This is a genomic window from Nocardia tengchongensis, assembly GCF_054781395.1.
The window spans coordinates 249,131-271,143 of the sequence record NZ_BAAGUM010000019.1; the positions used below are offsets into that span (position 1 = coordinate 249,131).

25 protein-coding genes and 1 riboswitch are annotated in these 22,013 nt (G+C 67.9%); of the genes, 9 read left to right on the top strand and 16 right to left on the bottom strand.

Features of this window, described 5'->3' with window-relative positions; all coding sequences use genetic code 11:
• The first annotated feature begins 21 nt into the window (after nucleotides 1-21).
• Both ACYVKL_RS36770 and ACYVKL_RS36775 read left to right on the top strand, forming a co-directional pair.
• Complete coding sequence (locus ACYVKL_RS36770; protein WP_379173174.1) at nucleotides 22-924, top strand: metallophosphoesterase family protein; 903 nt, start codon at nucleotides 22-24, stop codon at nucleotides 922-924.
• 160 nt (nucleotides 925-1,084) lie between these two features.
• On the top strand, nucleotides 1,085-2,302 hold the full coding sequence (locus tag ACYVKL_RS36775) for a L,D-transpeptidase (RefSeq protein WP_379173095.1): 1,218 nt from the start codon (nucleotides 1,085-1,087) through the stop codon (nucleotides 2,300-2,302).
• On the opposite strand, the gene ACYVKL_RS36780 is transcribed toward ACYVKL_RS36775, so the two are convergent.
• The gene (locus ACYVKL_RS36780; RefSeq protein WP_379173097.1) at nucleotides 2,275-3,570 is read right to left on the bottom strand and encodes a lipopolysaccharide biosynthesis protein; all 1,296 of its coding nucleotides are present in this window, start codon (nucleotides 3,568-3,570) and stop codon (nucleotides 2,275-2,277) included. The genes ACYVKL_RS36775 and ACYVKL_RS36780 overlap by 28 nt on opposite strands.
• Nucleotides 3,571-3,792: 222 nt before the next feature.
• Between ACYVKL_RS36780 and ACYVKL_RS36785 the strand changes: the two genes are divergently transcribed.
• Entirely contained in the window at nucleotides 3,793-4,401 is a 609-nt protein-coding gene (locus ACYVKL_RS36785; RefSeq protein WP_379173099.1) for a DUF4126 domain-containing protein, read from the top strand.
• Between the two features lie 10 nt (nucleotides 4,402-4,411).
• Here ACYVKL_RS36785 and ACYVKL_RS36790 read toward each other — a convergent pair whose 3' ends face one another.
• Complete coding sequence (locus tag ACYVKL_RS36790) at nucleotides 4,412-4,957, bottom strand: DUF1152 domain-containing protein (RefSeq protein ID WP_379173101.1); 546 nt, start codon at nucleotides 4,955-4,957, stop codon at nucleotides 4,412-4,414.
• Between the two features lie 157 nt (nucleotides 4,958-5,114).
• On the opposite strand from ACYVKL_RS36790, the gene ACYVKL_RS36795 reads away from it, so the two are divergent.
• Complete coding sequence (locus ACYVKL_RS36795) at nucleotides 5,115-5,246, top strand: hypothetical protein (RefSeq protein ID WP_379173103.1); 132 nt, start codon at nucleotides 5,115-5,117, stop codon at nucleotides 5,244-5,246.
• Nucleotides 5,247-5,252: 6 nt separating this feature from the next.
• Here the strand turns inward: ACYVKL_RS36795 and ACYVKL_RS36800 are convergent, their stop codons facing one another.
• Nucleotides 5,253-5,948: an LmeA family phospholipid-binding protein gene (locus ACYVKL_RS36800; RefSeq protein WP_379173105.1), complete on the bottom strand. Its 696-nt coding sequence runs from the start codon at nucleotides 5,946-5,948 to the stop codon at nucleotides 5,253-5,255.
• Between the two features lie 133 nt (nucleotides 5,949-6,081).
• Between ACYVKL_RS36800 and ACYVKL_RS36805 the strand changes: the two genes are divergently transcribed.
• The gene (locus ACYVKL_RS36805; protein ID WP_379173107.1) at nucleotides 6,082-7,095 is read left to right on the top strand and encodes an NADP-dependent oxidoreductase; all 1,014 of its coding nucleotides are present in this window, start codon (nucleotides 6,082-6,084) and stop codon (nucleotides 7,093-7,095) included.
• 4 nt (nucleotides 7,096-7,099) lie between these two features.
• Here ACYVKL_RS36805 and ACYVKL_RS36810 read toward each other — a convergent pair whose 3' ends face one another.
• Both ACYVKL_RS36810 and ACYVKL_RS36815 read right to left on the bottom strand, forming a co-directional pair.
• Nucleotides 7,100-7,756 carry a hypothetical protein gene (locus ACYVKL_RS36810; protein WP_379173109.1) on the bottom strand — a complete coding sequence of 219 codons (657 nt, stop codon included), beginning with the start codon at nucleotides 7,754-7,756 and terminating at the stop codon, nucleotides 7,100-7,102.
• A gap of 76 nt (nucleotides 7,757-7,832) precedes the next feature.
• A complete protein-coding gene (locus tag ACYVKL_RS36815; protein WP_379173112.1) occupies nucleotides 7,833-8,495 on the bottom strand; it encodes a hypothetical protein in 663 nt (220 codons plus the stop codon).
• A gap of 243 nt (nucleotides 8,496-8,738) precedes the next feature.
• Between ACYVKL_RS36815 and ACYVKL_RS36820 the strand changes: the two genes are divergently transcribed.
• Nucleotides 8,739-9,065 (top strand): DoxX family protein, encoded by a 327-nt coding sequence (locus ACYVKL_RS36820; protein ID WP_246598736.1) that lies wholly within the window; start codon nucleotides 8,739-8,741, stop codon nucleotides 9,063-9,065.
• A gap of 9 nt (nucleotides 9,066-9,074) precedes the next feature.
• Here the strand turns inward: ACYVKL_RS36820 and ACYVKL_RS36825 are convergent, their stop codons facing one another.
• The 5 genes from ACYVKL_RS36825 to ACYVKL_RS36845 form a co-directional block, all read right to left on the bottom strand.
• Nucleotides 9,075-9,917, bottom strand: a complete 843-nt coding sequence (locus tag ACYVKL_RS36825) for a hypothetical protein (RefSeq protein ID WP_379173115.1) — start codon at nucleotides 9,915-9,917, stop codon at nucleotides 9,075-9,077.
• The gene (locus ACYVKL_RS36830) at nucleotides 9,911-10,636 is read right to left on the bottom strand and encodes an HAD family hydrolase (RefSeq protein ID WP_379173118.1); all 726 of its coding nucleotides are present in this window, start codon (nucleotides 10,634-10,636) and stop codon (nucleotides 9,911-9,913) included. Before ACYVKL_RS36830 ends, ACYVKL_RS36825 begins: the two co-directional genes overlap by 7 nt.
• Nucleotides 10,633-11,421 (bottom strand): AfsA-related hotdog domain-containing protein, encoded by a 789-nt coding sequence (locus ACYVKL_RS36835; protein ID WP_379173120.1) that lies wholly within the window; start codon nucleotides 11,419-11,421, stop codon nucleotides 10,633-10,635. Before ACYVKL_RS36835 ends, ACYVKL_RS36830 begins: the two co-directional genes overlap by 4 nt.
• A 13-nt stretch (nucleotides 11,422-11,434) precedes the next feature.
• Nucleotides 11,435-11,545, bottom strand: a riboswitch (SAM riboswitch).
• Nucleotides 11,546-11,613: 68 nt separating this feature from the next.
• The gene (locus ACYVKL_RS36840) at nucleotides 11,614-12,828 is read right to left on the bottom strand and encodes an MFS transporter (RefSeq protein WP_379173122.1); all 1,215 of its coding nucleotides are present in this window, start codon (nucleotides 12,826-12,828) and stop codon (nucleotides 11,614-11,616) included.
• 94 nt (nucleotides 12,829-12,922) lie between these two features.
• A complete protein-coding gene (locus ACYVKL_RS36845; RefSeq protein WP_379173124.1) occupies nucleotides 12,923-13,402 on the bottom strand; it encodes a hypothetical protein in 480 nt (159 codons plus the stop codon).
• A gap of 252 nt (nucleotides 13,403-13,654) precedes the next feature.
• On the opposite strand from ACYVKL_RS36845, the gene ACYVKL_RS36850 reads away from it, so the two are divergent.
• The 3 genes from ACYVKL_RS36850 to ACYVKL_RS36860 all read left to right on the top strand — a co-directional run bounded on the left by ACYVKL_RS36850 (nucleotide 13,655) and on the right by ACYVKL_RS36860 (nucleotide 15,563).
• Nucleotides 13,655-14,575 (top strand): serine hydrolase, encoded by a 921-nt coding sequence (locus ACYVKL_RS36850; protein WP_379173126.1) that lies wholly within the window; start codon nucleotides 13,655-13,657, stop codon nucleotides 14,573-14,575.
• Nucleotides 14,576-14,659: 84 nt separating this feature from the next.
• Nucleotides 14,660-14,992, top strand: a complete 333-nt coding sequence (locus ACYVKL_RS36855) for a DUF732 domain-containing protein (RefSeq protein ID WP_213556691.1) — start codon at nucleotides 14,660-14,662, stop codon at nucleotides 14,990-14,992.
• A 199-nt stretch (nucleotides 14,993-15,191) separates the two neighbouring features.
• Entirely contained in the window at nucleotides 15,192-15,563 is a 372-nt protein-coding gene (locus ACYVKL_RS36860) for a hypothetical protein (protein WP_213556692.1), read from the top strand.
• A gap of 4 nt (nucleotides 15,564-15,567) precedes the next feature.
• Here the strand turns inward: ACYVKL_RS36860 and ACYVKL_RS36865 are convergent, their stop codons facing one another.
• The 6 genes from ACYVKL_RS36865 to ACYVKL_RS36890 form a co-directional block, all read right to left on the bottom strand.
• The gene (locus ACYVKL_RS36865; protein ID WP_379173130.1) at nucleotides 15,568-16,296 is read right to left on the bottom strand and encodes an enoyl-CoA hydratase/isomerase family protein; all 729 of its coding nucleotides are present in this window, start codon (nucleotides 16,294-16,296) and stop codon (nucleotides 15,568-15,570) included.
• Nucleotides 16,297-16,416: 120 nt separating this feature from the next.
• Nucleotides 16,417-17,145 (bottom strand): AMP-binding protein, encoded by a 729-nt coding sequence (locus ACYVKL_RS36870; RefSeq protein ID WP_379173132.1) that lies wholly within the window; start codon nucleotides 17,143-17,145, stop codon nucleotides 16,417-16,419.
• Between the two features lie 264 nt (nucleotides 17,146-17,409).
• Complete coding sequence (locus ACYVKL_RS36875; RefSeq protein ID WP_213556698.1) at nucleotides 17,410-18,555, bottom strand: acyl-CoA dehydrogenase family protein; 1,146 nt, start codon at nucleotides 18,553-18,555, stop codon at nucleotides 17,410-17,412.
• A gap of 181 nt (nucleotides 18,556-18,736) precedes the next feature.
• Nucleotides 18,737-19,612: a lysophospholipid acyltransferase family protein gene (locus tag ACYVKL_RS36880; protein ID WP_379173135.1), complete on the bottom strand. Its 876-nt coding sequence runs from the start codon at nucleotides 19,610-19,612 to the stop codon at nucleotides 18,737-18,739.
• Between the two features lie 70 nt (nucleotides 19,613-19,682).
• A complete protein-coding gene (gene casI / locus ACYVKL_RS36885) occupies nucleotides 19,683-21,395 on the bottom strand; it encodes a steroid-22-oyl-CoA synthetase (RefSeq protein WP_379173137.1) in 1,713 nt (570 codons plus the stop codon).
• A 37-nt stretch (nucleotides 21,396-21,432) separates the two neighbouring features.
• Entirely contained in the window at nucleotides 21,433-21,984 is a 552-nt protein-coding gene (locus ACYVKL_RS36890) for a nuclear transport factor 2 family protein (protein ID WP_379173139.1), read from the bottom strand.
• Nucleotides 21,985-22,013: the final 29 nt, after the last annotated feature.

The following is a 22,013-nucleotide window of genomic DNA, read 5'->3' on the forward strand; positions in this document are numbered from 1 at the left end:
GCGGCACGGGACCCGCAGGGGATGACCCGCCGCCAGCTCATGCGGCACAGCGCCTGGTTCGGCGCGGCGGTGGGCCTGGCGGTGGTGGGCGGCGAGGTGGTGTCGCACGTGGCGGGTTCCGCGCTGGCGGCTCCGGCGCGGCCGACGCTACGGTTCGCACAGGTCAGCGACAGTCACATCGGGTTCACCGGCACCGCGAACACGAGTGTGACCGACACCTTCTCCGAAGCGATCTCCCAGGTGAACTCGCTGGGGTATCAGCCCGACTTCGTGATTCACACCGGCGATCTCACCCATCTGGCGACGGCGGAGCAGTTCGATCAGGTCAAGCAGATGATGGGCGGGCTCTCGACGCCGCACGTGTTCACCGTTCCGGGAGAACACGATTCGAGCGATGACAGCGGCTCGAGATATCGGTCGGTCTTCGGCAACGGAACGCACGGCGACGGCTGGTACAGCTTCGACATCGCCGGCGTGCACGTGATCGGATTGGTCAATACGCTCAATTTGAAGAACCTGGGCCACCTCGGACAGGACCAGCTCGACTTCGTCCAGAAGGACGTGGCCGGATTGTCCAGTGACACACCGATCATCGTGTTCAGCCACATCCCACTGTTCGCCATGTACCCCCAATGGGGCTGGGGCACAGACGATGCCACGCAGGCGCTCAGCTATCTGAAGCGGTTCTCCTCGGTCACCTGCCTCAACGGCCATGTGCACCAGCTGTTCACGAAGACCGAGGGCAATGTCACCTTCTACAGCGGGACCACCACCGCGTATCCGCTGCCGAAGCCCGGCGACGGGCCCGCACCCAAACCGGTGACGCTGCCCGCGGGCAAGTTGCACGCGGCACTGGGGATTCGCGAGGTGACCTACCAGAAGGGGCAACAGCAGCTCGCTATCAAAGAACAGGCGCTGAAATGACCACTGCCGAACGGCGTGTCGCACGCGGGTCTCACATCGATGTCATTTCGTCGGCATGACCGGGCGCTGGAAGATCTAGAACGGCGGGTAATCTACTAGGCTGGGCAGTAACAAGATGCTGTGCAGCAATGCGGCGCACGGCGATTACAGGAGGGAAGCCATGCCACCCCGCCGTTTTCGGACGAACGCCGCAGCGAGCGTCATAGTGACGCTCGCCCTGGTGCTGGCGGCCTGCTCGTCCAATCTCCCGAGCGGGAAGGTCGGTCCGCGGACACCGGTCGAGCAGTCCATCGTGGTGACGCCCGCGCAGGGCTCGGACAAGGTGGACCCGTCGGCGCCGGTGAAAGTGAGCACGACCGGGGGTGTGCTGACCGATGTCGTGCTGACCAATGACGACGGCAGGGTCATCGAGGGCACCTACACGCCGGACAAGACCGCGTGGAAGCCGAACGACCAGCTGGGTTACGGGCGCACGTACACGCTGAAGGCTTCGGGCATGGACGTGACCGGTCCCACCGGCCCGGTCACCTCCAGCTTCACCACCATCAATCCGAAGAACCAGACCAAGGTGTATCTGAACACCACGGGCGGTCAGGCCATCGTGAACGGCAACAATTACGGCGTGGGCATGGTCGTCGTCGCGCACTTCGACGAGGACATCCCGGATCGGGCGGCCGCGGAGAAGCGGCTCGTCGTCACCGCCGATCCGCCGGTGGAGGGCGCCTGGTACTGGCTGGACAACCGCAATGCGCACTGGCGGCCCAAGGAGTACTGGAAGACCGGGACCAAGGTGAGCGTGGCGGCCAACCTGTACGGCGTGGAGGTCGGCAACGGCCTGTTCGGCCAGGAGGACGCCAAGGCCAACTTCGTGATCGGCCCCTCGCACGTATCCATCGCCGACGACAACACCCACCAGGTGCAGGTGTTCGAGAACGGTCAGCTGATCCGCACCATGCCCACCTCGATGGGCCGCGGCGGCAGCGAGACCATCGCCGGCAAGACCTTCACGTTCTGGACCATGCCCGGCACCTACACCGTCATGGACAAGGCCAACCCGGTCATCATGGACTCCTCCACGTATGGCCTGCCGGTCAATTCCCGGCTCGGGTACAAGGAGTCCATCGGCTGGGCCACGCGGATCAGCACCGACGGCATCTATCTGCACCAGCTCGATTCCACGGTGTGGGCGCAGGGCAATACCGACACCTCGCACGGCTGCCTCAACCTCAATGCGGAGAACGCGCAGTGGTTCTTCAACTTCGCCAACCCCGGCGACGTGGTGGAGGTGCACAACACCGGCGGCGCGACGCTCGAGGTCTGGCAGAACGGCGACTGGACACTGCCCTGGGATCAGTGGCTGGCCGGTAGCGCCCGCTGAACCCGCTCGCGCGCGGCCAGCTGACCGGTCCGCGCGAGATACCAGGCGGCGACACAGAATTCGGCGGCCACCGTGCCCCACACCAGCGTCCACACCGAGTGGGTGCGCAGGGTGAGCAGCAACGCGGTGGCCGCCACCGCCGTCCCGAGCACCGCGCCGATCATGATGCCGACGGTGTCCTGGCGCACCGGCAGGACGGCGGTGGTGACGAACGAGGTGGTGGCGGTCGCGACCAGAATGCACACCTCCACCCGCAGCAGCGGGACCACACCGCGGAAGTCGTCGTCGTAGATGACCTGCACGGCGAACGGCGCGGCGATCCAGATCCCGGCCACCGCGACGGCCGCCACGATCACGCACGCGGCCAGGGCGCGCAGCTCGTGCCGCCAGAATCCGGGCTCGGAGCGCTCGCGCGCCATCCGCGGCAGCAGCGCCAGCCCGATCGAATCCAGTAGCGACTGGGTCGCGCGCACGAGTTTGTCTCCCGCCGAATACAACCCGAGCGAGGCGGCGTCGAGGACCGAGGAGTAGACGGTGGCCGTGCCCTGGCCGTAGCTGGTGACCAGGAGGCGCGAGGCCAGGATCGGAGCGCCCTTGCGCAGGATCATCACGACTTTGGTGGGCCGCCCGGGTTTTCCGAAGCGCTTGTTCGCGTCCCACCAGGTCAACGCCACCGTCACCACCGACGACAGCAGTAGGCACAGCAGTACGACAGCGGCGTGCGGGAAGCTCGGCAGCACCGCGACCAGCAGCCCGAGATACACCACGCGCCCCGCGATCTGATACGACATCGAGGCTCCGAACCTGGCCTGCCCCACCAACAGCCAGTCCTCGGACATCGACAGGAATCCGCCGACGAACAGTCCGAGCAGGATCATCCGCAGATGCGTTCCGGCGCCGAAGGCGAGTCCGGTCGCGAGCGCCACCCCGAGCAGTCCGAGTCCGGCGGCGCGGACCGCGAGATAGCTGCCCCGCAGGTCGTCGATGCCGTCGTCGTCGAGCAGCGCGGCCATGAAGGTGTTGATTCCTAGGTCGACCAGTAGCGACCCGAGGAAGTACGCCGACATCCCGATGGCCAGCAGCCCGACCCCGCTCACGCCGAGCATCCGCGCGGTCAGCGGCACCGTCACCGCGGTCACCAGGAACTGCCCATACTTGCCGAGACTCACGAACCCGATGTCGCGCAACACCGACAGCAGTCCGTCCTCGGCCGCCTTGGCCCGCACGCGCCCGAGCAGGTCGCCGGCCGTCAGTCGCCGTTCCGCCATGGCGGTCCCTTCCTCCCCGACCGCGTGCCCCGGGCCGACCCCGAAATTCTCCCGCCGCCACCCGACCCCCGCCACCGCAAGCCGCCCCTGACCGCAAACCGTAACCGCCCATTAAGAATCGACCGCTCAGTCTCGCAACCGGCTCCGAACTCCCGGTCCCGCGCCCAGCCCGGCCGTGGGTAAATGTCGGCTGGTGTCGGGGTGGGGCGGCACACTGGGGGCATGGAGATCACATCGGCCGTCGGGGCGGTCCTCGGGGCGTTCGGCTTGTCGGGCGCGGCGGGGCTCAATGCCTGGTTGCCGCTGTTGGTGGTGGGTATCGCCGACCGGGCCGGCTGGATCGATCTGGGCAGCTCCTACGGGTGGCTGTCCTCGACGCCGGCCTTGATCGTGATCGGGCTGATCTTCCTGGTCGACCTGGTCGGGGACAAGATCCCCGCCGTCGATTCGGTTCTGCACGGCATCGGCGCCCTGGTGGCTCCCGTGTCCGGCGCGATCCTGTTCACCGCCGAGAGCAGCCTGTCCTCCCACCTGTCCCCCGCGGTCGCCGCCATCCTCGGCGCGGTCACCGCCGGCAGCGTGCACGCCGGCCGCACCGTCGCCCGCCCCTTCGTCACGGGAACCACTGCGGGCGTAGGCAATCCGGTCGTCTCCACCGCCGAGGACGGCACCTCCCTGGCCCTGACCGTCCTGGCCCTGGCCCTCCCCGTGGTCGCCTTCATCGCCATCCTGCTCCTCCTGATCCTGCTGGGCTGGTTGACCTTCCGCACCCGCCGCTGGCTACGCACCCGCCGCGCCCGCAAAACCCGCCCCGACCAACTCCAGCCGTAACCCCCGGCCCTCAGCCGGGAATCGCCCGCCACGGCCGCAGCGCGATCCGATCCCGAAACGCCTCGATGGCCGCCGCCACCTCGTACGGCGTCGCCGCCTCCTCGATCTCCTTGCGGTACAACACCTGTCCCGCGACGGCATCGAGGTCGAATCCCCACACCATCGACATCAGCGGATTGATGAAGAGCTCATCTTCCCCGTCGCGCGTCCGAGGCACCGAACGGTGGTCGCCGAACTCCCCGCGCGCCGCATCGGTGATCGACGCACAGACGATGCTCTCCCGCCCGGGCGTGTGGCGTTGCACGTGAGCGACGGCGTCGAGCCATTCGTCGACGGCCCGGATCCCGGGGGTCAATGCGAAAACCCCGTGGTAGGCACCGAGTTTGGCGAGCGCGGCGACATTCTCGAGGAAGTGGGCGTGACAGACGCCGTGGTGCGCGTCGATACCGAAGCCGACGCACGCGACCAGCTTCACCGGAACATCGAGCGCCTGCGCGGCCAGCAAACTCGTGACGTCCTCCACCGGCGTGCCCAAACCGGCTTCATCCCCGGTCATCAGCAGATCTCCCCAGACCTAGGTCCGCCGAATCTATCGCACCGATGATCACTCCCTACTAATGTAGTGATCGTTCGATATCTGCTGACCAGCGCAAAAGAAACTGCTTCATGAGGATTCGGCCGACACCACCGTTCTCCCCACCGCGACTGACACGATGGTGTCCCAGCTGCAATTGGCGGGCCAGCCTGTCACGTACAAGACCTACCCGGACGTCGATCACCGGTCGCTGATCGCGGCTTCCTACCCCGATGCGCTCGCCTGGGTGAACGCGCGGTTCGGACGCTGAGCGCGCTCAGGCCAGGTCGGAGAATCGGACGGCGTGGGCTTCCGCGGTGACGTGCAGGCCGTTCGCGGCGGGCTGGATGGAGGTCACGCGCGCACCCAGCGGCAGTTTCTCCAAAGGGATGGTGAAGGTGAGCGATTCGCTCACCGCCGCCAGAGAGACCGTGGGGCCACCGGCCGCGGCCTGCACGGACACGGGTGTGACGACGATGCCGTCGTCGGTGGGCGCGACGGTGACGAAGACCGTTGCGGGGACCGGGATACCGGCCACGGGGAAGGTTCCCGCGACGCGCAGACCCTCGGGACTGTCCGAGATCGATTCGACGCCGGCCGGCGCGTAGCGCTGAACGGTGCCGTAAGGGACGCGGGCCGTGGCGGTCGCAGTCTCGGCGGTGAGCTTTTCGGTGCGCTTGTTCAGCACATCATCCAGGGGCGCGGAGACTCCGGTCAGTTTCACGTCGAGGTCGTCGACGGAGATGTCGGCGTCGGTCCAGTCGCCGATGCGGATGTCGATGTTCTGGTAGGTGCCGTCGACGGCCTGGGTGAGAAAGGGGATGCCGTCGATGGTGACCGCGGGTTGGTGCGGAAGTTTGTAGTCGGCGGCGATCTGCCGGGCGATCTCGTTCTGCGCCATCCCCACTGCGACACGGTCGCCGGCGATCAGGGCGATCGCCACGACGACGAGCAGGATCAGCAGTGCGCGCATGCGTTCATCTGTTCAGCCATGCCACCATCATGCTGGGGAATCCCGGTGATGAGGACGGGCGCGCGGAATCCGACGCGAACCCACAGGAAATCGCCACAATGAACGCGATGCCTACCGAAAGGTCGTTGCGACGATGAAGTCCACTCGCATAGTGCTCGCCTCCCGCCCGGTCGGGATGCCGGAGCAGGAGAATTTCCGGACCGAGACGGTGGAGTTGGCGCCGCCGGGGCCGGGTGAGGCGCTGTTGCAGACGCTGTATCTGTCCCTGGACCCGTACATGCGGGGGCGGATGAGCGACGCGCCCTCGTACGCGCCGCCGGTGGAGGTCGGCGACACCATGTGCGGCGGGGCGGTGTCGCGGGTGCTCGAATCCGCCGATCCCGCACTGCGTCCCGGCGATATCGTGCTCGGCTGGGCGGGCTGGCAGACGCATTCGGTCGAGAACGTGCAGGCGTTGCAGAAGCTGGATCCGAGCGCCGCGCCGCTCACCACCGCGCTGGGCGTGCTGGGAATGCCGGGCTTGACGGCCTACACGGGTCTGCTGACCATCGGCCGCCCGAAGCCGGGTGAGACCGTGGTGGTCGCGGCCGCGACGGGTCCGGTCGGCGCGACCGTCGGCCAGATCGCGAAGATCCAGGGCGCGCGGGCCGTCGGCATCGCGGGCGGGCCGGAGAAGGTGGCGCTGCTGCGCGAGAAGTTCGGCTTCGATGCCGCGATCGACCATCGCGCACCCGATTTCGCCGAGCAGCTGGCCGCCGCCACCCCGGACGGGATCGACGTCTACTTCGAGAATGTGGGCGGCGCGGTGTTCGACGCGGTGCTGCCGCGACTCAACACCTATGCCCGAGTCCCGCTGTGCGGCTTGGTCGCCAACTACAACGACACCGACCTGCCGCCCGGACCGGACCGGCTGCCGCTGCTCACCTCGAACATCCTGCGCAAGAGCCTGACCGTGCGCGGGTTCATCGTGTCGGAGTTCTGGGACCAGATCGGTGAGTTCCGGCCGGCGGCGGCGCAGTGGATCGCGGACGGCGAGCTCACCTACCTCGAGGATGTCGTCGACGGGCTCGATCAGGCCGTGGAAGCCTTCCAGGGCCTGCTGACCGGCAAGAATGTCGGCAAGCTGATCATCAAGGTGTCGGACTGAGGCGCTATTTCATGGCCGTGACGTAGGGCCGCAACCCCAGCGCGATGTCGACGCACACCCCCAGCAGCACATCGCGCTCCACGGGGTCGAGCGGATGCTTCAGCCACAGCCGCGTGCCCAGGATCGGCACGGGCAGTGGCTGTCCGGCGCGATCCCACCAGAACGACTCGTCGTAGAGGTCCTCGGCCATCCTGCGCAGGGTCCACCCGCCCGCGGTGCGCACCACGTCGAGCCGGCCGACTTCGGCGCCCATCCGGTCGAGCACCACCAGCCGGAACAGTTCCGGGGTGCGGGGCTCGTCCGGGTCGGGCACGAAGTGGAAAAGCGTTCCGGCCGTGGAGCCGACCGCGGTGGAGGTGTCCGCGCGCTGGATGGTGCCGACCGCGGTCCCGTCGCCGCGGGTGAGCACGGTGGGTGCGGCGTCCTTGGATTCCACCCACACCACCGTGCCGTCGGCGTAGGTGATCCGGTGCTTGCCGGTGCCGCCGTTCTTGAAGCCGAACAGGATGGCGGCCTTGGCCCCGAACCCGTTGCCCGCGCCCTGCACGCCGGTGGCCAGCGCATCCTCGGGCCCGACGCTGAAGGTGATCTCCAGGGCGTTGTTCACCTTGTGCACGACCCGGCCCTCGATCATCGTCGAGCGGTCTTGCGGCGCTGACATGCTTCGATCGTAGGCTCGCGGGACCAACGCCAAGCCGTTTCGGGGCGGCACGCCGGACTCGACGCGCCCCCGGTTCTCACTTGCCGTCAGGAAAGCCCACCGTCGCGAGCGCGGTCGTCCAGTCGGTCGCGATGGCGACCTGGGCGTCGGTGAGCGCGACCTTGCCGCCGCAGATCAGCGTGTGCAGCTTGGACTCGACGCCGTCCTTGGGGTTGTTCGGTCCGGCCCCGGCCTGGTGACCCGGGGAGGGCGGCTCGACCCACAGGTTGCGCGCGTCGTTGGGGTCGCCGCCGAGTTCCAGCGAGATGAGGTGGTCGTATTCGCCGTCGCGCGGGTCACCGGTGTAGCCGTAGGACTTGATGTTGTCGGTCTTCTCGCGGCCGGTGATGTTGCTGTTGGGCCGAATCGAGGCGGTGTAGCCGGACTTGCAGATGGTGTCGGCCAGATTCGCCGGTGTCACTGTGGGATTCACCGCGCCCGGCGTGCAGGCGGGGTCGGGCAGCGGCTGGCCGTCGGCGGTCTTGCGGTAGTGGCAGCTGCCGGGCGCGGGCTGCGCCTGCACGGTGTAGGTGCCCTGCGGGCCGGGCCCGACGGGGATGGTGACGCCGGTCGCCTTGGGCGCGGGCTGCGGAACCGCCTGGGCGGGTGCGTTGGCCGGATGTTTGGCGCTTTCGGTGGAACAGCCGACCGACATGCCGAGAACAAGCAGGGCTATCGCAAGCCCTTTGTGCGCCTTCATAACTTCCCCTGCTCGTGCCGGACAGCAGCCTAATTGTGCGCCATCCCTTGGGGATCGGCCACTCGCACACGGCGACACACCGAGTGGAAACGCGTATCGCCGTCGCCCGCCGAACGATACATACCGACCGGTTATGCTGCACGAATGACAGCAGATCTGTCGCACTCTCCTGCGACAATCCAACCGGTCGGCACCAATGGAATTCGCGGCCGCGCCCTCGCGCTGGCCGGCCTGCTGCTGGGCATGGGCGTCCTGCATTTCGCGATGCCCAAACCCTTCGATACCCTGATCCCGCCCCAGCTCCCCGGCAAACCCCGCACCTACACCCAGGTTTCGGGCGCGGCCGAACTCACCGCCGGAGCCCTGCTGGCCATCCCGCGCACCCGTGGCCTGGGCGCGCGGCTCGCCGCCCTGATCTTCATCGCGGTCTTCCCCGGCAACCTCTACATGGCCTCCGACTGGCTCACCAGCGACCGCGCCCTGCCGCTCAAAGCCGGTGCCCTGCTCCGGCTCCCGCTGCAGATTCCCCTGGTGATCACCGCGCGGAAGATCTATCGCGCCGCGCGGTGATCGAGGCTCTCAGTCGCGGGTCACGAACTCCTGGAACGAGGGGTCCGGCAGTTTGAGCTGGGCGTGGATATCACCGCCCAGCCCGAAATGTCCTATCGCGCCGCCGTAGTTCTGCTGATAGCTCTGCCAGAGCACGACCACGCTGATGATGCGGTTCGCGTCCGGCAGCGCCGGATCCGGGAACGGATTGGGCAGCACGGCCCGATAGGTCGCCGCCCCCCGTTCGTCGGTGACGAACACATTGGGCACGCCCAGCGGCCCCGGCCGGGTGGGCGCGGCCGGATCCAAGTCCTTGGCCCGCAAGGACATCACCGTGTAGAGCGAATCCGGCACGAGCCCGCCGAACTCGAACCGGAACTCGCCCTGCCGCGCGTCCTCATCGACGGTCACCTCGAGGGTGCCGCGCGCCCGCAGCCACTCCCCCAGCGTCACCGGGCCGGACAGCTTGCGCCCGTCCTCGGGACGGAAATCCGGGATCGGCGTCTCGTGGAACGGGTAGCTGGGCCGCGTCACCGCGGCCGCGTCGGGTCGCTGATCGGGCGCGAACACCACCGGATAGTTGTTGGCGGGCAGCGGAAGCGGCAGCGTGTGCAACACAATCGCGGCATCCTCGTCCGTCAGCTCCTCGGGCAGTTCGCGCACGATCGTGTAGGGGGCCAGACCGCCGAAGGCGGGTACCGGCGTGTCGTCGGCGACGATCGCCCGCCCCCACCGCCGGGTGACGGTGTGGCCCGGCCCGGGTTCGGTCAGATATCCCACGACGATGAAATCGCCCTTGCCGTCGAGCACTTCGCTCGGCGGATACAGCGGCCCCTGCGTGGTCGGGGTGAGTTCGTACCTCTTGGTCACCATACGGAGAGCACTTCCTCGTCGGAGAGCAGACGGCCCGGGTCGCCGACGGACGCGCCGACCCGATCGGTGAGATGGATCCAGCCGGTGCCGTGCGCGGCGAGCACGGCGTCGTCACCGCGATATCCCGGGTGTGCGACGGCTTTCAGGAACGGCAGGTCGCTGGCGTGGTCGCCGTAGCCGTAGCTGTGCTCCTGATCGATGCCGTGCTCGCGCAGGAAGTCGGTGACCGCCGCCGCCTTGGCCGCACCGATCATCGGCCGCCACACCTCGCCGGTGAGCACGCCGTCCTCGTCGACGACCGGCGTGGTGGTGATGACGTGATCGGCCCCGACGGCCGCGGCGACCGGCGCGACGGCCGCCCGGAACGAACCCGACAGCAGCACCGTCGCGTGCCCGGAATCACGATGCGCGCGCAGCCTTTCCACCGCGTCGGCGTAGTAGACAGCGTCACCCGCCGAGAATTCCGAGAACCAGCGCTGCCCGGCCGCGCTCAGCGCTTCGGTCGCGACCCCGCGGTAGGCCCGGTAGTAGTGCCGGTTGACCTCCTCCCGCGGCGCGCCCGCCGCGGCCCGCTGCTGAATTTCCGCGGTGAGCCGCGCGTATTCGCTGCCGTCGTCGCCGTTCTCGGCCAGCCAGAAGCGCAGGAACGCGAACATGCTCTTGACGGTGATCAGGGTTTCGTCGACGTCGAAGAACGCCGCGCCCGTCACCGCGCTCATGCGGCCGCGTCCAGGTAGGCGGCGATCGCCTTGGCCGCCTTGTGCCGTTCGATCTGCGTGATGCGCTCGTTGGGCAGGGCGGCGTAGCCGATGCGCGTGGTGGCGACGGCGCGGCCGAGCTGGCGCACCTCCACCTCGATGGTGAATTCCAGTTTGGCCGGGTCGTCGATGGCGATCGGCGTCAGTGTCGCGTTCAGGGTGGCGGGCAGCGGGAACAGGAAGGACTTGAACTCCAATTCGATACTGTTCCAGACGATGTAGAAGTGCTGTTCGGGCCAGCGGCGGCCGTACTCCAGCTCGAACGCGCCGAGGAACAGCTGCCGCACCGCCTCCACGATCACGATGCCCTGCACGTGCTCGCCGGTCTGATGGTCGAGCAACAGTTCGTTGTCACCGTGGATGCGCAGATCGGCCCGGAACGCGGTCTCCGATTCCCGGACCAGTCCGGCCAGCAGGACATTCGAATGCTGATACTTGTGGACCTGATGGCGCGGGGCCGGTTCGGCGACCGCGCCGTCGATCCGCAGCCCGGCCGGGGCGTGCACGATCGCCACATGCTCGACGTAGTCGAGATCGTGGCGGGTCACCCCCTGCCCGAGCCGAACCCGCAAGGGCCCCTCCGCGTCCCGCCAGCGGCCGCCGCGCAACGCGGCCACCAGCCCGGACACGGTGAAGGCCCGATCATCCGCGGCGATCCCGCGGAACCGGTCGGCCACCAGCAGCACCTCGCCGACGTCCGCCACCGCCGCGGTCGCGGACGCCGAATCGAGTTGAGCTACAGACATTTTCCCTCCGAGAACAAGACGCTTATGGCGACGCTCGCCGCCATCCGGTCGTCACCCGGAGCACCCCACCGTCGTGGAGGGTTGCCGCCCAGCGAGCCGGGGCTTCGCGCTGGAACTGATGACCGTGACCGAAACGCTAAGTGGCCCAGCTATTTTCGAGAATCATTTCGACCACGGCGATTGAAACCTGGATCAGTTGCGTTCGGAGACGGCCGCCAGCGCCGCACCCGCGGCCGCGAGCGCGGCGACGGCCAGCGCGACCGCCGGATAGCCGTGCCGCGCAACCAGATCGGCCAGCTGCGGCCCCGCGCTCGCACCCAAGAACAGGGCGAAGGTGTACAGCGCGGTGGCGGCGCCGCGCGCCTCCCCGGCTCGGGCGGTGATCGTCTGGACCGCCGCCGGGGCGGCCACGGCGATGGCGGCGACGAACACGAACAACCACGCCGCCACCCACACACCGCCCAGCGGCACCGCGGTCACGGCCACGGCCAGGGCCGCCGCCCCGAGGGCGACGACGAGCCGGGTGGGCGCGGCGATCACCCCCAGCCGTCCGGCCAGCAGCGGGATCGCCACCATGGCGGGAATCGCACTGGCCCGCAACGCGAGCAGGGCGGCATTGCCGGAGCCGACACCGTCGGGCGGAACGAGCTGAATGCCGGTGTAGACGCCGACGAAGGAGCCCAGGATCGCCAGGCAGCTCAGATACAGCAGGGCCAGGCGGGATTGCCGGAGCAGGCTCAGGAAGGGCCCGAACACCGCACCCGGTGTCACCGACCGCGCCGTGGCCGTCGGTTCCGTGGAATCCGGCGCGAGCCCGGCCTCGTCTCGGGGCGGTTGCAGCACCAACCGCAGCGTCACCGCCGACACTGCGAAAGCCACGGCGCCCGCGACGAAGATCGCCCGCCACCCCAGCGCGTTCCCGATGAGCTGGGCCAGCACCTGTGCCACCACTCCCGCCCCGAGGAACGAGCTCGTCAAGCAGGTGAGGGCGAAGATCCTGCGCTCGGGCGCGATCCGCTCCGAGAAGTACGCGAACGCGGCCGGTGCGAAGAAGGATGCGGTGAGCCCCTGCAGGATTCGCGCCGACAGCCCGGTCACCAGCCCCGGCGCGGCCGCCACCAGCAGGCTGCTGATCACGCTCGCCGCCAGTCCGCCGACGATGACCGGCCGCCGGCCCCACCGGTCGGAGAGGGGTCCGGTCACCAGGAAGCCCGCACCGTAGGCCAGCCCGAACGCGGTCGTCGTCCAGGTGGCCGCGGACTTGGAGGTATCCCAGTCCCCCGCGATCCGGTTCAGCACCGGCAGCACCACATACAGCTGGCCGACCACCAGGATGCCGACCGCGCAGACGGCCCCGATGGTGCGCCCCGGCGGGGCGGGAGCATGGATGTGCGGCACGGTGGTCATCGAATTCCTTTCGTGGACAATGGAGTCCACGTCTATCAATTCGAGACCACCGGGCACGACGGTTACGTGCGCTCTGATCCGAAGCCGCGCCGGGTCAGGCCAGGATGAAACTCACCGGCTGCCCGTAGTCACCGCCCTGGCGCAGCCAGGAATACCCGAGCCATACGCCGGGGGTGACTTCGCGGATCTCGTCGTACAGATTCGGGGTCGGGGAGGGGGCGTAGTCGAGGATCCAAGTGGGCCCGCCGTCGACGACCGACGGACCCGGGTAGACGTTGGCCTGCCAGGCTTCCAGGCCCGCGCCGGTCATGCGGTTCAGCAGATATCCGCCGGCCGGACCGCCGTAGAAGTTCTTGCCGATCCAGACCAGGGGCGCCCAGGGCTGCATGCCGCGGGGCTCGGCGACCCAGCCGTCCTTCGTGCCGACCGGAACGTCGCCCAGGGGGGCGCCTCGATAGACGGCGTCCAGCTGTCCGAGGTCACATCTGAACCGCAATGAGTCCACAGTTGCTGATGTGTTGTCGGAGTACAGAACACAGCCGTTTCCGTAGTCCGCGTCGGCGTGCGCGGACACCGGGACAATCATAACCAACGCCCCGAATCCCATCGAGGCGAGGCTATTGATGAGGACATTTCGGAAGATCTCACGGTATGCACTCATTGTCGTCTCCAGTGGGATGGTTCCCACCCCCGGAATGATCTTAGTTCGCCGCAAAATAGCTGATCAGCGCCGTCGCCGAACCGAGATCAGATCGACGCGCAGTTAACAGGAAATTGACAGCCTTCCGCTGGAAATGTCTCGAGCTTCGTGTCGATGTAATGGAGCATGAGCTCGATTCAGGACCGCGCACCGCGCGCACGATGGCACTGGGCCGCGGCCGGCACCACCGCCGCCGTGATCTCCCTGTCCGCCCTGGGCGCGCCCGCCGCATTCGCCACCTCGCACGACCAAGCCGGGCCGGGTCAGGTGCCGCAGGCCGCCGCCGCCACGACCGCCGTTGCCGCGCATCCGATCTCCGCGACGGCGATCGCGCAGCAGATGCAGACCGCGATCCAGGCGGCCTCACCGGGCACCACGGTCGGAATCGACGTGGTGGACACCACCACCGGCACGGCCGTCGCGAGCCTCAATGCCGACCAGCAGTTCTACACGGCCTCGGTGGTGAAACTGCTCATCGCGCTCGACACGCTGGGAAAACCCGGCGCGCAATCGGATCCGGACACCGTCGCCAAGGTCACGCAGATGCTCTCGGCCAGCGACGACGACATCGCCGATCAGCTCTGGGACGTCGGCGGCAACAACGCCATCATCGACCGCATGGTCGCGGTCATCGGACTGAACGCCACCACCGCTCCCGAGGACACCGCGCAGTGGGGCGAAACCCTCACCACCCCACGCGATGTCGTCTCGATCTTCCACTACATCACCACCCAGGCCCCCGCCGCGACCCGCGACCTGATCCTGGGCGCGCTGCACAACACCGCGCAGACCGCCGCCGACGGCACCGATCAGTTCTTCGGCATCCCCGATGCGCTGTCGGGCGCGAATTGGGCCGTCAAACAGGGCTGGATGGACCTGGACTCCTCGACCACCCTGGACACCACCGGCCTGGTCGGCCCCGCCGCCGATCAGCCCTACCGGTACGCGGTCGTGGTGCTGTCCACCCAGCCCGCGGGCACCAGCTGGTCGGCGGCGGGCGCGGCCCTCACCGCCGGGGTGACGCTGTTGCACGCGGCCCTGAAGTAGCCGGGCTCCCCTCCTTCGACAGCCCCGCCGCCCCCGGGGCGCGCGGTACGCTCGCCGGGTTCATTCGATGTTGAAGGAGAGTTCGTGGGTAAGAAGAGCCGTCTCGCTTCGGGTTTCGCAATGGTGGCCGCCGCCGTCGCCATGGTGGGGGCGTCCACGGGAGTGGCCGCGGCGGAGCGGGCGCTCACGGCGCCTGAGCAGGTGTTCGTGAGTTACCTGGAGGCGCACGGGGACGTCCTGGTCGATATCGACCAGAAGCTGGCCGCCGTGGACGTGGGCAAGGCCTACTGCTCGGCGCTGGCGGCCGGGGTGTCGCGCGAGCAGCTGTCGGTGCAGCTGCCGGGTGGAGCGGCCGAGGACGCGGAGGCCGCGCTGATTCTGGAGGCGGCCACCACCGCGGGCAGCCTGTGCGGCTGAGCCGGTGATGTGAAGCCTGCGGGCGCAGCCGGAAACGGCTGCGCCCGCAGTTTTTTCACGGCCCACCGTTGTATCTGATTGCGTAAGTTGTTAATTGCGTACCTTGCGGAATTCTTCAGCAAACCACGTACCGCCGGGCCCGTTCGGGCGTAGCGTCACCGCACGCGACAAACCCGTCACGGCTAGGAGAGGAAAACCCATGGCGGACTTGGAAGTTGCCCTGAAGGACATGATGATGCTGGACGGCGCCCTGGGCGCCGCCGTCGTCGACTACGGCAGCGGGATGCCCCTGGGCATGCTCGGCGGCTCGAAATCCCTGGATCTGGAGGTCGCCGCCGCCGGCAATACCGAGGTGGTGCGCGCCAAACTGCGGACCATCGAACAACTCGGCCTCAACGAGGAGATCGAGGACCTGCTGATCACCCTCGGCGCGCAGTATCACCTGGTGCGCCCGTTGCGCGGGCGGCGTTCCCGCGGCCTGTTCCTCTACGTGGCCATCGACCGCGCCCGAGGCAACCTGGCTCTGGCCCGACACCGGCTGCGCGACATCGAGGAGACCCTGGAGGTCTGAGCGGTCAGCGGCGGGTCAGGCGTTCCAGGGCGTCGTCGGGCAGGCCGTAGGGCAGATCGGTTTCGGCGCGCAGGGCCTGGGCGCGGTCGAGTTCGCGGGTGCTGGCGTAGAGCGACTTGTAGATTCGGTTCGCACCCGCGGAGTTGGCGGCGATCTGCGCGGCGAGGCGGGCGACGAATTCGTCCAGGCCGACGTCGGAGACGCAGTGGTTCACCAGGCGGATGTCGGCGGCCTCGACGCCGCTGATGCGGCGGGCGGTGTAGCTGAGTTCCTTGGCGCGGGCCATCCCGACGCGTTCGGGGAGCCGCACGGACATGCCCCAGACCGGGGCCAGACCCCACTGGCTGTGGGTGTCACCGAATTGCGCGGTGTCGCCCGCCACCAGGATGTCGCAGGCCAGGGCGAGTTCGAGGCCGCCGGTGAAGCAGTGGCCGCGGATCTTGCCGATCACCGGCGCCGGGAACTCCTCGAGCATGGTGATGGTCTGGGCCTCGGCGTGGCGCGATTCCATGGCGTCCCCGGCTGCCAGCGACTCCAGGTCGTGGCCGGCGCAGAAGGAACGGCCCGCGCCGGTCAGGATGATGCAGCGCACGTCGGCGGTGGCCAGGGCGTCCAGGTGGGCGCGCAGTTCCTCGAAAGAGGCCGCGGTCAGGGCGTTCAGCTTCTCGGGCCGGTTCAGGGTGAGGGTGGCTACGCCGTCTTCGACCGTCCTTGTCATCAGCTCAGAACTCACGAGACACGCCTTTCCTCCGGAATCGGCCAGGCCGCCGGTCCCGAGTGGATCATGACAGATCCGAGCGCCCAGACCGAGCAAATGGATGCTCGGTGCAACCGAAGTCGGGTGCAGCGGCGATCAGGGTGCGGCCGAGACGTCGTGCGGGGCCATGACCGGGTTGGCGGCTGGGGCGGCAAGCAGAAGCTCGAGCATGGCCGCGACCGACGTGCGCGGCTCGACACCCTGGACGTGCGCGCCGGGGCTGACGGCGTTGTGACGGCGCTGATCGGCGACGGCGGCCAGCCCGGCGTGAGTGACGGCAACGCCTTCCGGCCGACCGGCCGAGCCGCCGGAGTAGACGAGGCACGCGGTATGGTGCGGGCGCAGCGGCACGTGCCGATCGGTATCGCCGACGCCGGCCTCCGAATATTGCCGGATCCGCCCCGTGACGGCCCGGTCGTCGAGCGCCACCCAGTACATGTCCTCGAAGGGCAGCTCGTCTACGTATCGTTCCAGTGTGATACCCAGGCGCACACCGGAATCCGCGCACACGAACCGATTGCGCTCGTAAGGATGGGTCGGATCCACCGACAGGCAACCGGCTCCGGCCTTGGTGATCGCCCACGCCGCCAGCACCCGTTCCAGCGAGCGCGGCATGCCGATCGCGAGCACCGCATCGGGCACGACCCCGAGTTCGATGAGTAAGTGCGCCAGCTGATTCGAGCGGAGATCCAGATCGCGATAGGTGATCCGGCGGTCTCCGTCGACGACCGCATCGCCGTCCGGCTGCGCGGCCACCGCGGCGGCCAGGAGCACCGGCAGGGTCACCTCGCCCTCGCCCTGCGAGTTGCTCCGCGATCCCTGCATATGCCCGACTCCTCCAGGATGCTCTGCCGACGCCCCGGAACATCAGCGGCTACCCATGGTGGCGTAGGCGCTGACAAGGCGAAAGTCCAGCCATAAGACGAGTTCCGGACTATTTTGACAGAGCCCATCGGCGATAACGCAACATTAGAGCAAACCATCGCGTGTCGGCCGAGGGGTCATTCGGGCCGGTATCCGACCCGGCCACCGCGGAAACCGCTGACGCGGAACGTATTCCGGTCGCGGTCCGCGGCGGCCGTCACCGGGTCAGGCCAGCTTCAGGCTGCGCCCGATGATCTCCTTCATGATCTCGGTGGTGCCGCCGTAGATGGTCTGGACGCGAGCGTCCATGTAGGCCTTGGCGATCGGGTACTCGCGCATGTAGCCGTAGCCGCCGTGCAGCTGCAGGCACTTGGTGATCAGGTCGATCTGCTCCTCGGTGGACCACCACTTCGCCATGGCGGCCTCCTCGACGGTCAGCTTCGACTCGTTGAGCAGCTCGATGCAGCGGTCCACGAAGACCCGCACCGCGGTGGTCTTGGTGGCCAGCTCGGCCAGCACGAAACGGGTGTTCTGCTGCGCGCCGATCGGTTTGCCGAACGCCTTGCGGTCCCGCACGTACTGGCAGGTGAGCTCCAGGCAGCCCTCCATGGCGGCGGCGGCCATCACGGCGATGGACAGCCGCTCCTGCGGCAGGTTCTGCATCAGGTGGATGAAGCCCTGACCCTCGGTGCCCAGCAGGTTCTTGCCCGGGACACGCACGTCGGTGAAGGACAGCTCGGCGGTGTCCTGCGCCTTGAGGCCGATCTTGTCCAGATTGCGGCCGCGCTCGAAACCGGCCATGCCGCGCTCGACCACCAGCAGCGAGAAGCCCATCGCGCCCGCGGCCGGATCGGTCTGAGCGACCACGATCACGATGTCGGCATTGATGCCGTTGGTGATGAAGGTCTTGGAGCCGTTGAGGATCCAGTCGTCACCGTCCTTGACCGCGCGGGTCTTGATGCCCTGCAGGTCCGAACCCGTGCCCGGCTCGGTCATGGCGATCGCGGTGATGATCTCGCCGGAACAGAAGCCGGGCAGCCAGCGCTGCTTCTGCTCCTCGTTGGCCAGCTCCAGCAGATACGGCGCGATCACGTCGTTGTGCAGGCCGAAACCCAGTCCCGAATACATGCCCTTGGTGACCTCCTCGGTCACGATGGCGTTGTAGCGGAAGTCCAGCACGCCCCCGCCGCCGTACTGCTCCGGCACCGCCATGCCGAGGAAGCCCTGCTTGCCAGCCTCGAGCCACACCGAGCGATCGACGATGCCGTCGTGCTCCCACTGCTCGTGGTTCGCGGCCACATGCTGATCGAGAAACTTACGGAACGACTCCCGGAACAGCTCGTGTTCGGGTTCGAAAAGGGTGCGCTCCACGCCAACCTCCTACAGTGACCACATCGGCACCATCGCCTGTGTTCAATACCGTACTCGAAAGTCGAACGGAGGTTAACTTCACGGGCCGAGAAAGTGGTCCGAACTGCGACAGTCCTCATTGACGTCGCGGAACGGAGGGGCTGAACCTCGGTAAACCTACCGACAAGTCAGCGGTGGCGGGCTACATGCCGAAGCGGCCCAGGGTGCGGCCCAGCAGGCTGCGGCCGCGGTCACGATCACGCTCGGCGAGCAGGAAGTCGAGCTCGCCCTCGAGGGCCTTCTTCACCACGGCCTGCAACTCGACGGCGGCCACCTCGGTGTCCTCGACATCGCGCCACGGACTGGTGTCGATCGGCGTGCCCAGCGAGAAGTAGAAGCGCTCGGGCTTGGGCACCAGGGTCGGGCCCAGGCCGCGGATCAGCGGCGGGGTCAGGCTCGAACGCAGGCCCAGACCCTCGACCGCCTTACGGATGGGCAGCATGGCCGGGTGATCACCGTCGAAGACGATGTCGAACACGTCGTCGCCGCCGACCATGGCGATCGGGACGATCGGCGCGCCCGCCGCGATGGCCATCTTGGCGAAGCCGGTGCGGCCCTCCCACATCAGCTGGTACTTCTGCCCCTTGCCGCGCATGGCCTCGCGACCGCCGCCCGGGAACACCGCCACGGCCTCGCCCTTTTCCAGCAGCGTGGTGCAGTTGTGCCGGTTGCCGCGCACAATTCCCCAGCGGTGCAACACATCTCGCAAACCCGGCACGTCGATGAGGACGTTCTCGGCCAGCCCCCGCACCAGCCGATCGTGACGCTCCAGGATCTCGTGCGCGAGCAGTGGGGCATCGGTGCCGCCCGCCAGGCTGTGATTGCCGACGAGCAGCACCGGACCCTCGAGCGGGAAGTTCTCCATCCCGTAGAAGCGCGGGCTGAACCAGGCCCGCGACGGCGCCATCAGCGCGTCGATAATGCGGCGATCGGTATCGGTGAGATCGACATGCAACGGCGCGCCGTCGGTGAGCCCCTTCGTTCCCTCTTCGGACCTGTGATTGTCATGACTGGACAAGGCAACCCTCCCTGCAGAACCTTCGATAACGGCATCGTAACGAAAGTCGGCGCAGGTCACCGAATCAGGGTTAGAACAGGTTCGCTCGACCGAATGAGACGAACTCGGCTTCGAGTTCCAATTTGCCCGAATCGGTCAGGGGTTCATATTCGGGCTTGCCCCGACCGAACCAGCGATAGAGCAGCTCGTCGGTGTGCCAGCGCTGTTCCTGGAGTTCACGTTTGAGCACCTTGTTCGATCCGGTGACCGGCAGACTGCCCGAGACCCGCAGCAGCCGGGGCGCACCCTTGCTGCCGAGATCATCCTGGGCACTGAGGAATTCGGCGAACTCGGTGACGTCGAAGGCATCCGGGTCGGCCACTTCGATCGCGGCCATCACCCGGTCCCCCGACCGCGGATCCGGGACGCCGTAGACCGCCGCCGCGATCACCGCCGGATGCCGCCGGACCACCTGTTCGATGAGCAGCGTCGAGGTGTTCTCGCCGTCGACTCGCAGCCAGTCGCCCTTACGGCCGCCGAAATACAGGAATCCGGCTTCGTCGATATATCCCAGGTCACCTGTCCAATACCAGCCGTTCCGCAAACGTTCGGCATCCGCGACATCGTTTTTGTAATAGCCCTCGAATACGATCGCGCCCGCCTTGTCGACCATCTCACCGACCGATTCGTCCGGATTCAATACGCGACCGTATTCATCCAATACCGCTCGCGGACAATCTTCGAGCGTGTCCGGATTCACCACGGCCACGCCCGGATGCGCGGGTCGGCCCAGCGCCGCGGCCGGAGCCTGCGGGTCCAGCGCCGCCAAGGCCGGGCCCTCGCTGGAGCCGTAGCCCTCGAACAATTCGGCGGCGAAGCGGCGGCGGAACTCGGCCTGATCGGCCACCGACGCCTCGGTGCCGAAACCCCGGACCAGGGTGGTGTCCGCGTCCTCGGCGGTTGCCGGGGTGGCCAGCAGGTAGCCCAGCGCCTTGCCCACGTAGGTGAAGAACGTCGCGCCGAAATACCGCACGTCCGAAAGGAATCCGGTGGCCGAGAACTTCGGGGTCAGGCACACCGTCGCGCCGTTCACCAGCGCCGGCGCCCACAACGCCATGATCGCGTTGCCGTGGAACAACGGCATACAGCAGTAGTCGACGTCCTCGCGGACGTGCCCGAACTTGTCGCTGGCCGCGTAACCGAGCACGGCCAGGCGGCGCTGGGTGCACTTCACGGCCTTCGAGGTGCCTGTGGTGCCGGAGGTGAACAGCAACAGCAGCAACGCCTCCGGACCCGCGTACGCCACCGGCTGCACCCGGTGCGCGTCGAGAAGCTCGGCATAGGCCGGGTCGTCGACCAGCAGGAACCGGTCCGATTCCAGGCCCAGATCCAGGGCGCGCAACCGGGCCATCCCGGCCGCGTCGGTCACGATCAGCTGGCAGTCGACATAGCGAATGTCGGCCTCCAGCTGGGCGTTTCCGCGGGTCGGATTGATGCCGACCACGGTCGCACCGGCCAGCGCGGCCGCACCCAGCCAGAAGACGAAATCGGGCACGTTCTCCAGCAGCACCCCGATGTGGAAGGGCCCGTCGCGCCGCAGCTCCCGAGCCAGCTCGGCGCGCGCCGCCGACTCCCGCACCACCGCGTCCCAGGTCCAGTCCTGCTCCCGGGTACGCAACCCGAGCCGCTCGTCGCCGAGGCGGTCCAGCAGCAGGGTCGCGATATCCGCGCGCCGTGTTGCCGGGGGCTGCGCCGGTGTCGGGGCCGCGTTCGCAGCCGAGGTCGCCACCGATAGGTCCGTCATGTCCGATTCGCCTTCCATATGCCGAGTCTCGCCGCTGTCACATGCCCGGGTACACGAGTTCGACGTATTCGCTGGGCAGTTCGTCGAAGGACAGCTTGCGGATCTCCACCGGGCCCGAATGGTAGGAGTCCTCGCCGACGATCAGGCCGCTGGCGTCCACCGGCCACAGCAGCAGCTGACGGAACGAGATCAAGTAGTCGGCCTCGGTGTCGTCGACCGGAATGCCGATCTGGGCGGCGTACGCGCCGGGGTAGATCTGACGCAGGTAGCCCTCGGTGACGACGCAATCGTCGTCGACCAGCAGGCGATCCAGCTCGAACTCCAGGATGTTCGACTTGCTCGCCACGAACGCCGAGTAATAGGCGTGCACCCCGTCCCAGCCCTTCGGCCCGACGTCCTGACCGAACTGCCAGAAGTGATAGTCAGGCTCCGCGACCAGCGTCTTCATCAGACCGTCCAGATCCGGCACGGCCTCGGCCTTCATGTGCTCGATGACGATCTCGAGCACCTGGCGGTGGCGCTCGTTGGTGGTGACGGCCAGCCGCTCCTCGAGCAGCTTCCAGGTCTTGGTCGGTTCCACGATGGCCATGGTGTGAATCTCCTTCTCCCGCACCGGCG

Coding starts and splice junctions, on each gene's coding strand:
- ACYVKL_RS36770 (WP_379173174.1), top strand. CDS start 22: ATGACCCGCCGCCAGCTCATGCGGCACAGCGCCTGGTTCGGCGCGGCG.
- ACYVKL_RS36775 (WP_379173095.1), top strand. CDS start 1,085: ATGCCACCCCGCCGTTTTCGGACGAACGCCGCAGCGAGCGTCATAGTG.
- ACYVKL_RS36780 (WP_379173097.1), bottom strand. CDS start 3,570: ATGGCGGAACGGCGACTGACGGCCGGCGACCTGCTCGGGCGCGTGCGG.
- ACYVKL_RS36785 (WP_379173099.1), top strand. CDS start 3,793: ATGGAGATCACATCGGCCGTCGGGGCGGTCCTCGGGGCGTTCGGCTTG.
- ACYVKL_RS36790 (WP_379173101.1), bottom strand. CDS start 4,957: ATGACCGGGGATGAAGCCGGTTTGGGCACGCCGGTGGAGGACGTCACG.
- ACYVKL_RS36795 (WP_379173103.1), top strand. CDS start 5,115: ATGGTGTCCCAGCTGCAATTGGCGGGCCAGCCTGTCACGTACAAGACC.
- ACYVKL_RS36800 (WP_379173105.1), bottom strand. CDS start 5,948: ATGCGCGCACTGCTGATCCTGCTCGTCGTCGTGGCGATCGCCCTGATC.
- ACYVKL_RS36805 (WP_379173107.1), top strand. CDS start 6,082: ATGAAGTCCACTCGCATAGTGCTCGCCTCCCGCCCGGTCGGGATGCCG.
- ACYVKL_RS36810 (WP_379173109.1), bottom strand. CDS start 7,756: ATGTCAGCGCCGCAAGACCGCTCGACGATGATCGAGGGCCGGGTCGTG.
- ACYVKL_RS36815 (WP_379173112.1), bottom strand. CDS start 8,495: ATGAAGGCGCACAAAGGGCTTGCGATAGCCCTGCTTGTTCTCGGCATG.
- ACYVKL_RS36820 (WP_246598736.1), top strand. CDS start 8,739: ATGGGCGTCCTGCATTTCGCGATGCCCAAACCCTTCGATACCCTGATC.
- ACYVKL_RS36825 (WP_379173115.1), bottom strand. CDS start 9,917: ATGGTGACCAAGAGGTACGAACTCACCCCGACCACGCAGGGGCCGCTG.
- ACYVKL_RS36830 (WP_379173118.1), bottom strand. CDS start 10,636: ATGAGCGCGGTGACGGGCGCGGCGTTCTTCGACGTCGACGAAACCCTG.
- ACYVKL_RS36835 (WP_379173120.1), bottom strand. CDS start 11,421: ATGTCTGTAGCTCAACTCGATTCGGCGTCCGCGACCGCGGCGGTGGCG.
- ACYVKL_RS36840 (WP_379173122.1), bottom strand. CDS start 12,828: ATGACCACCGTGCCGCACATCCATGCTCCCGCCCCGCCGGGGCGCACC.
- ACYVKL_RS36850 (WP_379173126.1), top strand. CDS start 13,655: ATGAGCTCGATTCAGGACCGCGCACCGCGCGCACGATGGCACTGGGCC.
- ACYVKL_RS36860 (WP_213556692.1), top strand. CDS start 15,192: ATGGCGGACTTGGAAGTTGCCCTGAAGGACATGATGATGCTGGACGGC.
- ACYVKL_RS36870 (WP_379173132.1), bottom strand. CDS start 17,145: ATGCAGGGATCGCGGAGCAACTCGCAGGGCGAGGGCGAGGTGACCCTG.
- casI (WP_379173137.1), bottom strand. CDS start 21,395: ATGACGGACCTATCGGTGGCGACCTCGGCTGCGAACGCGGCCCCGACA.
- ACYVKL_RS36890 (WP_379173139.1), bottom strand. CDS start 21,984: ATGGCCATCGTGGAACCGACCAAGACCTGGAAGCTGCTCGAGGAGCGG.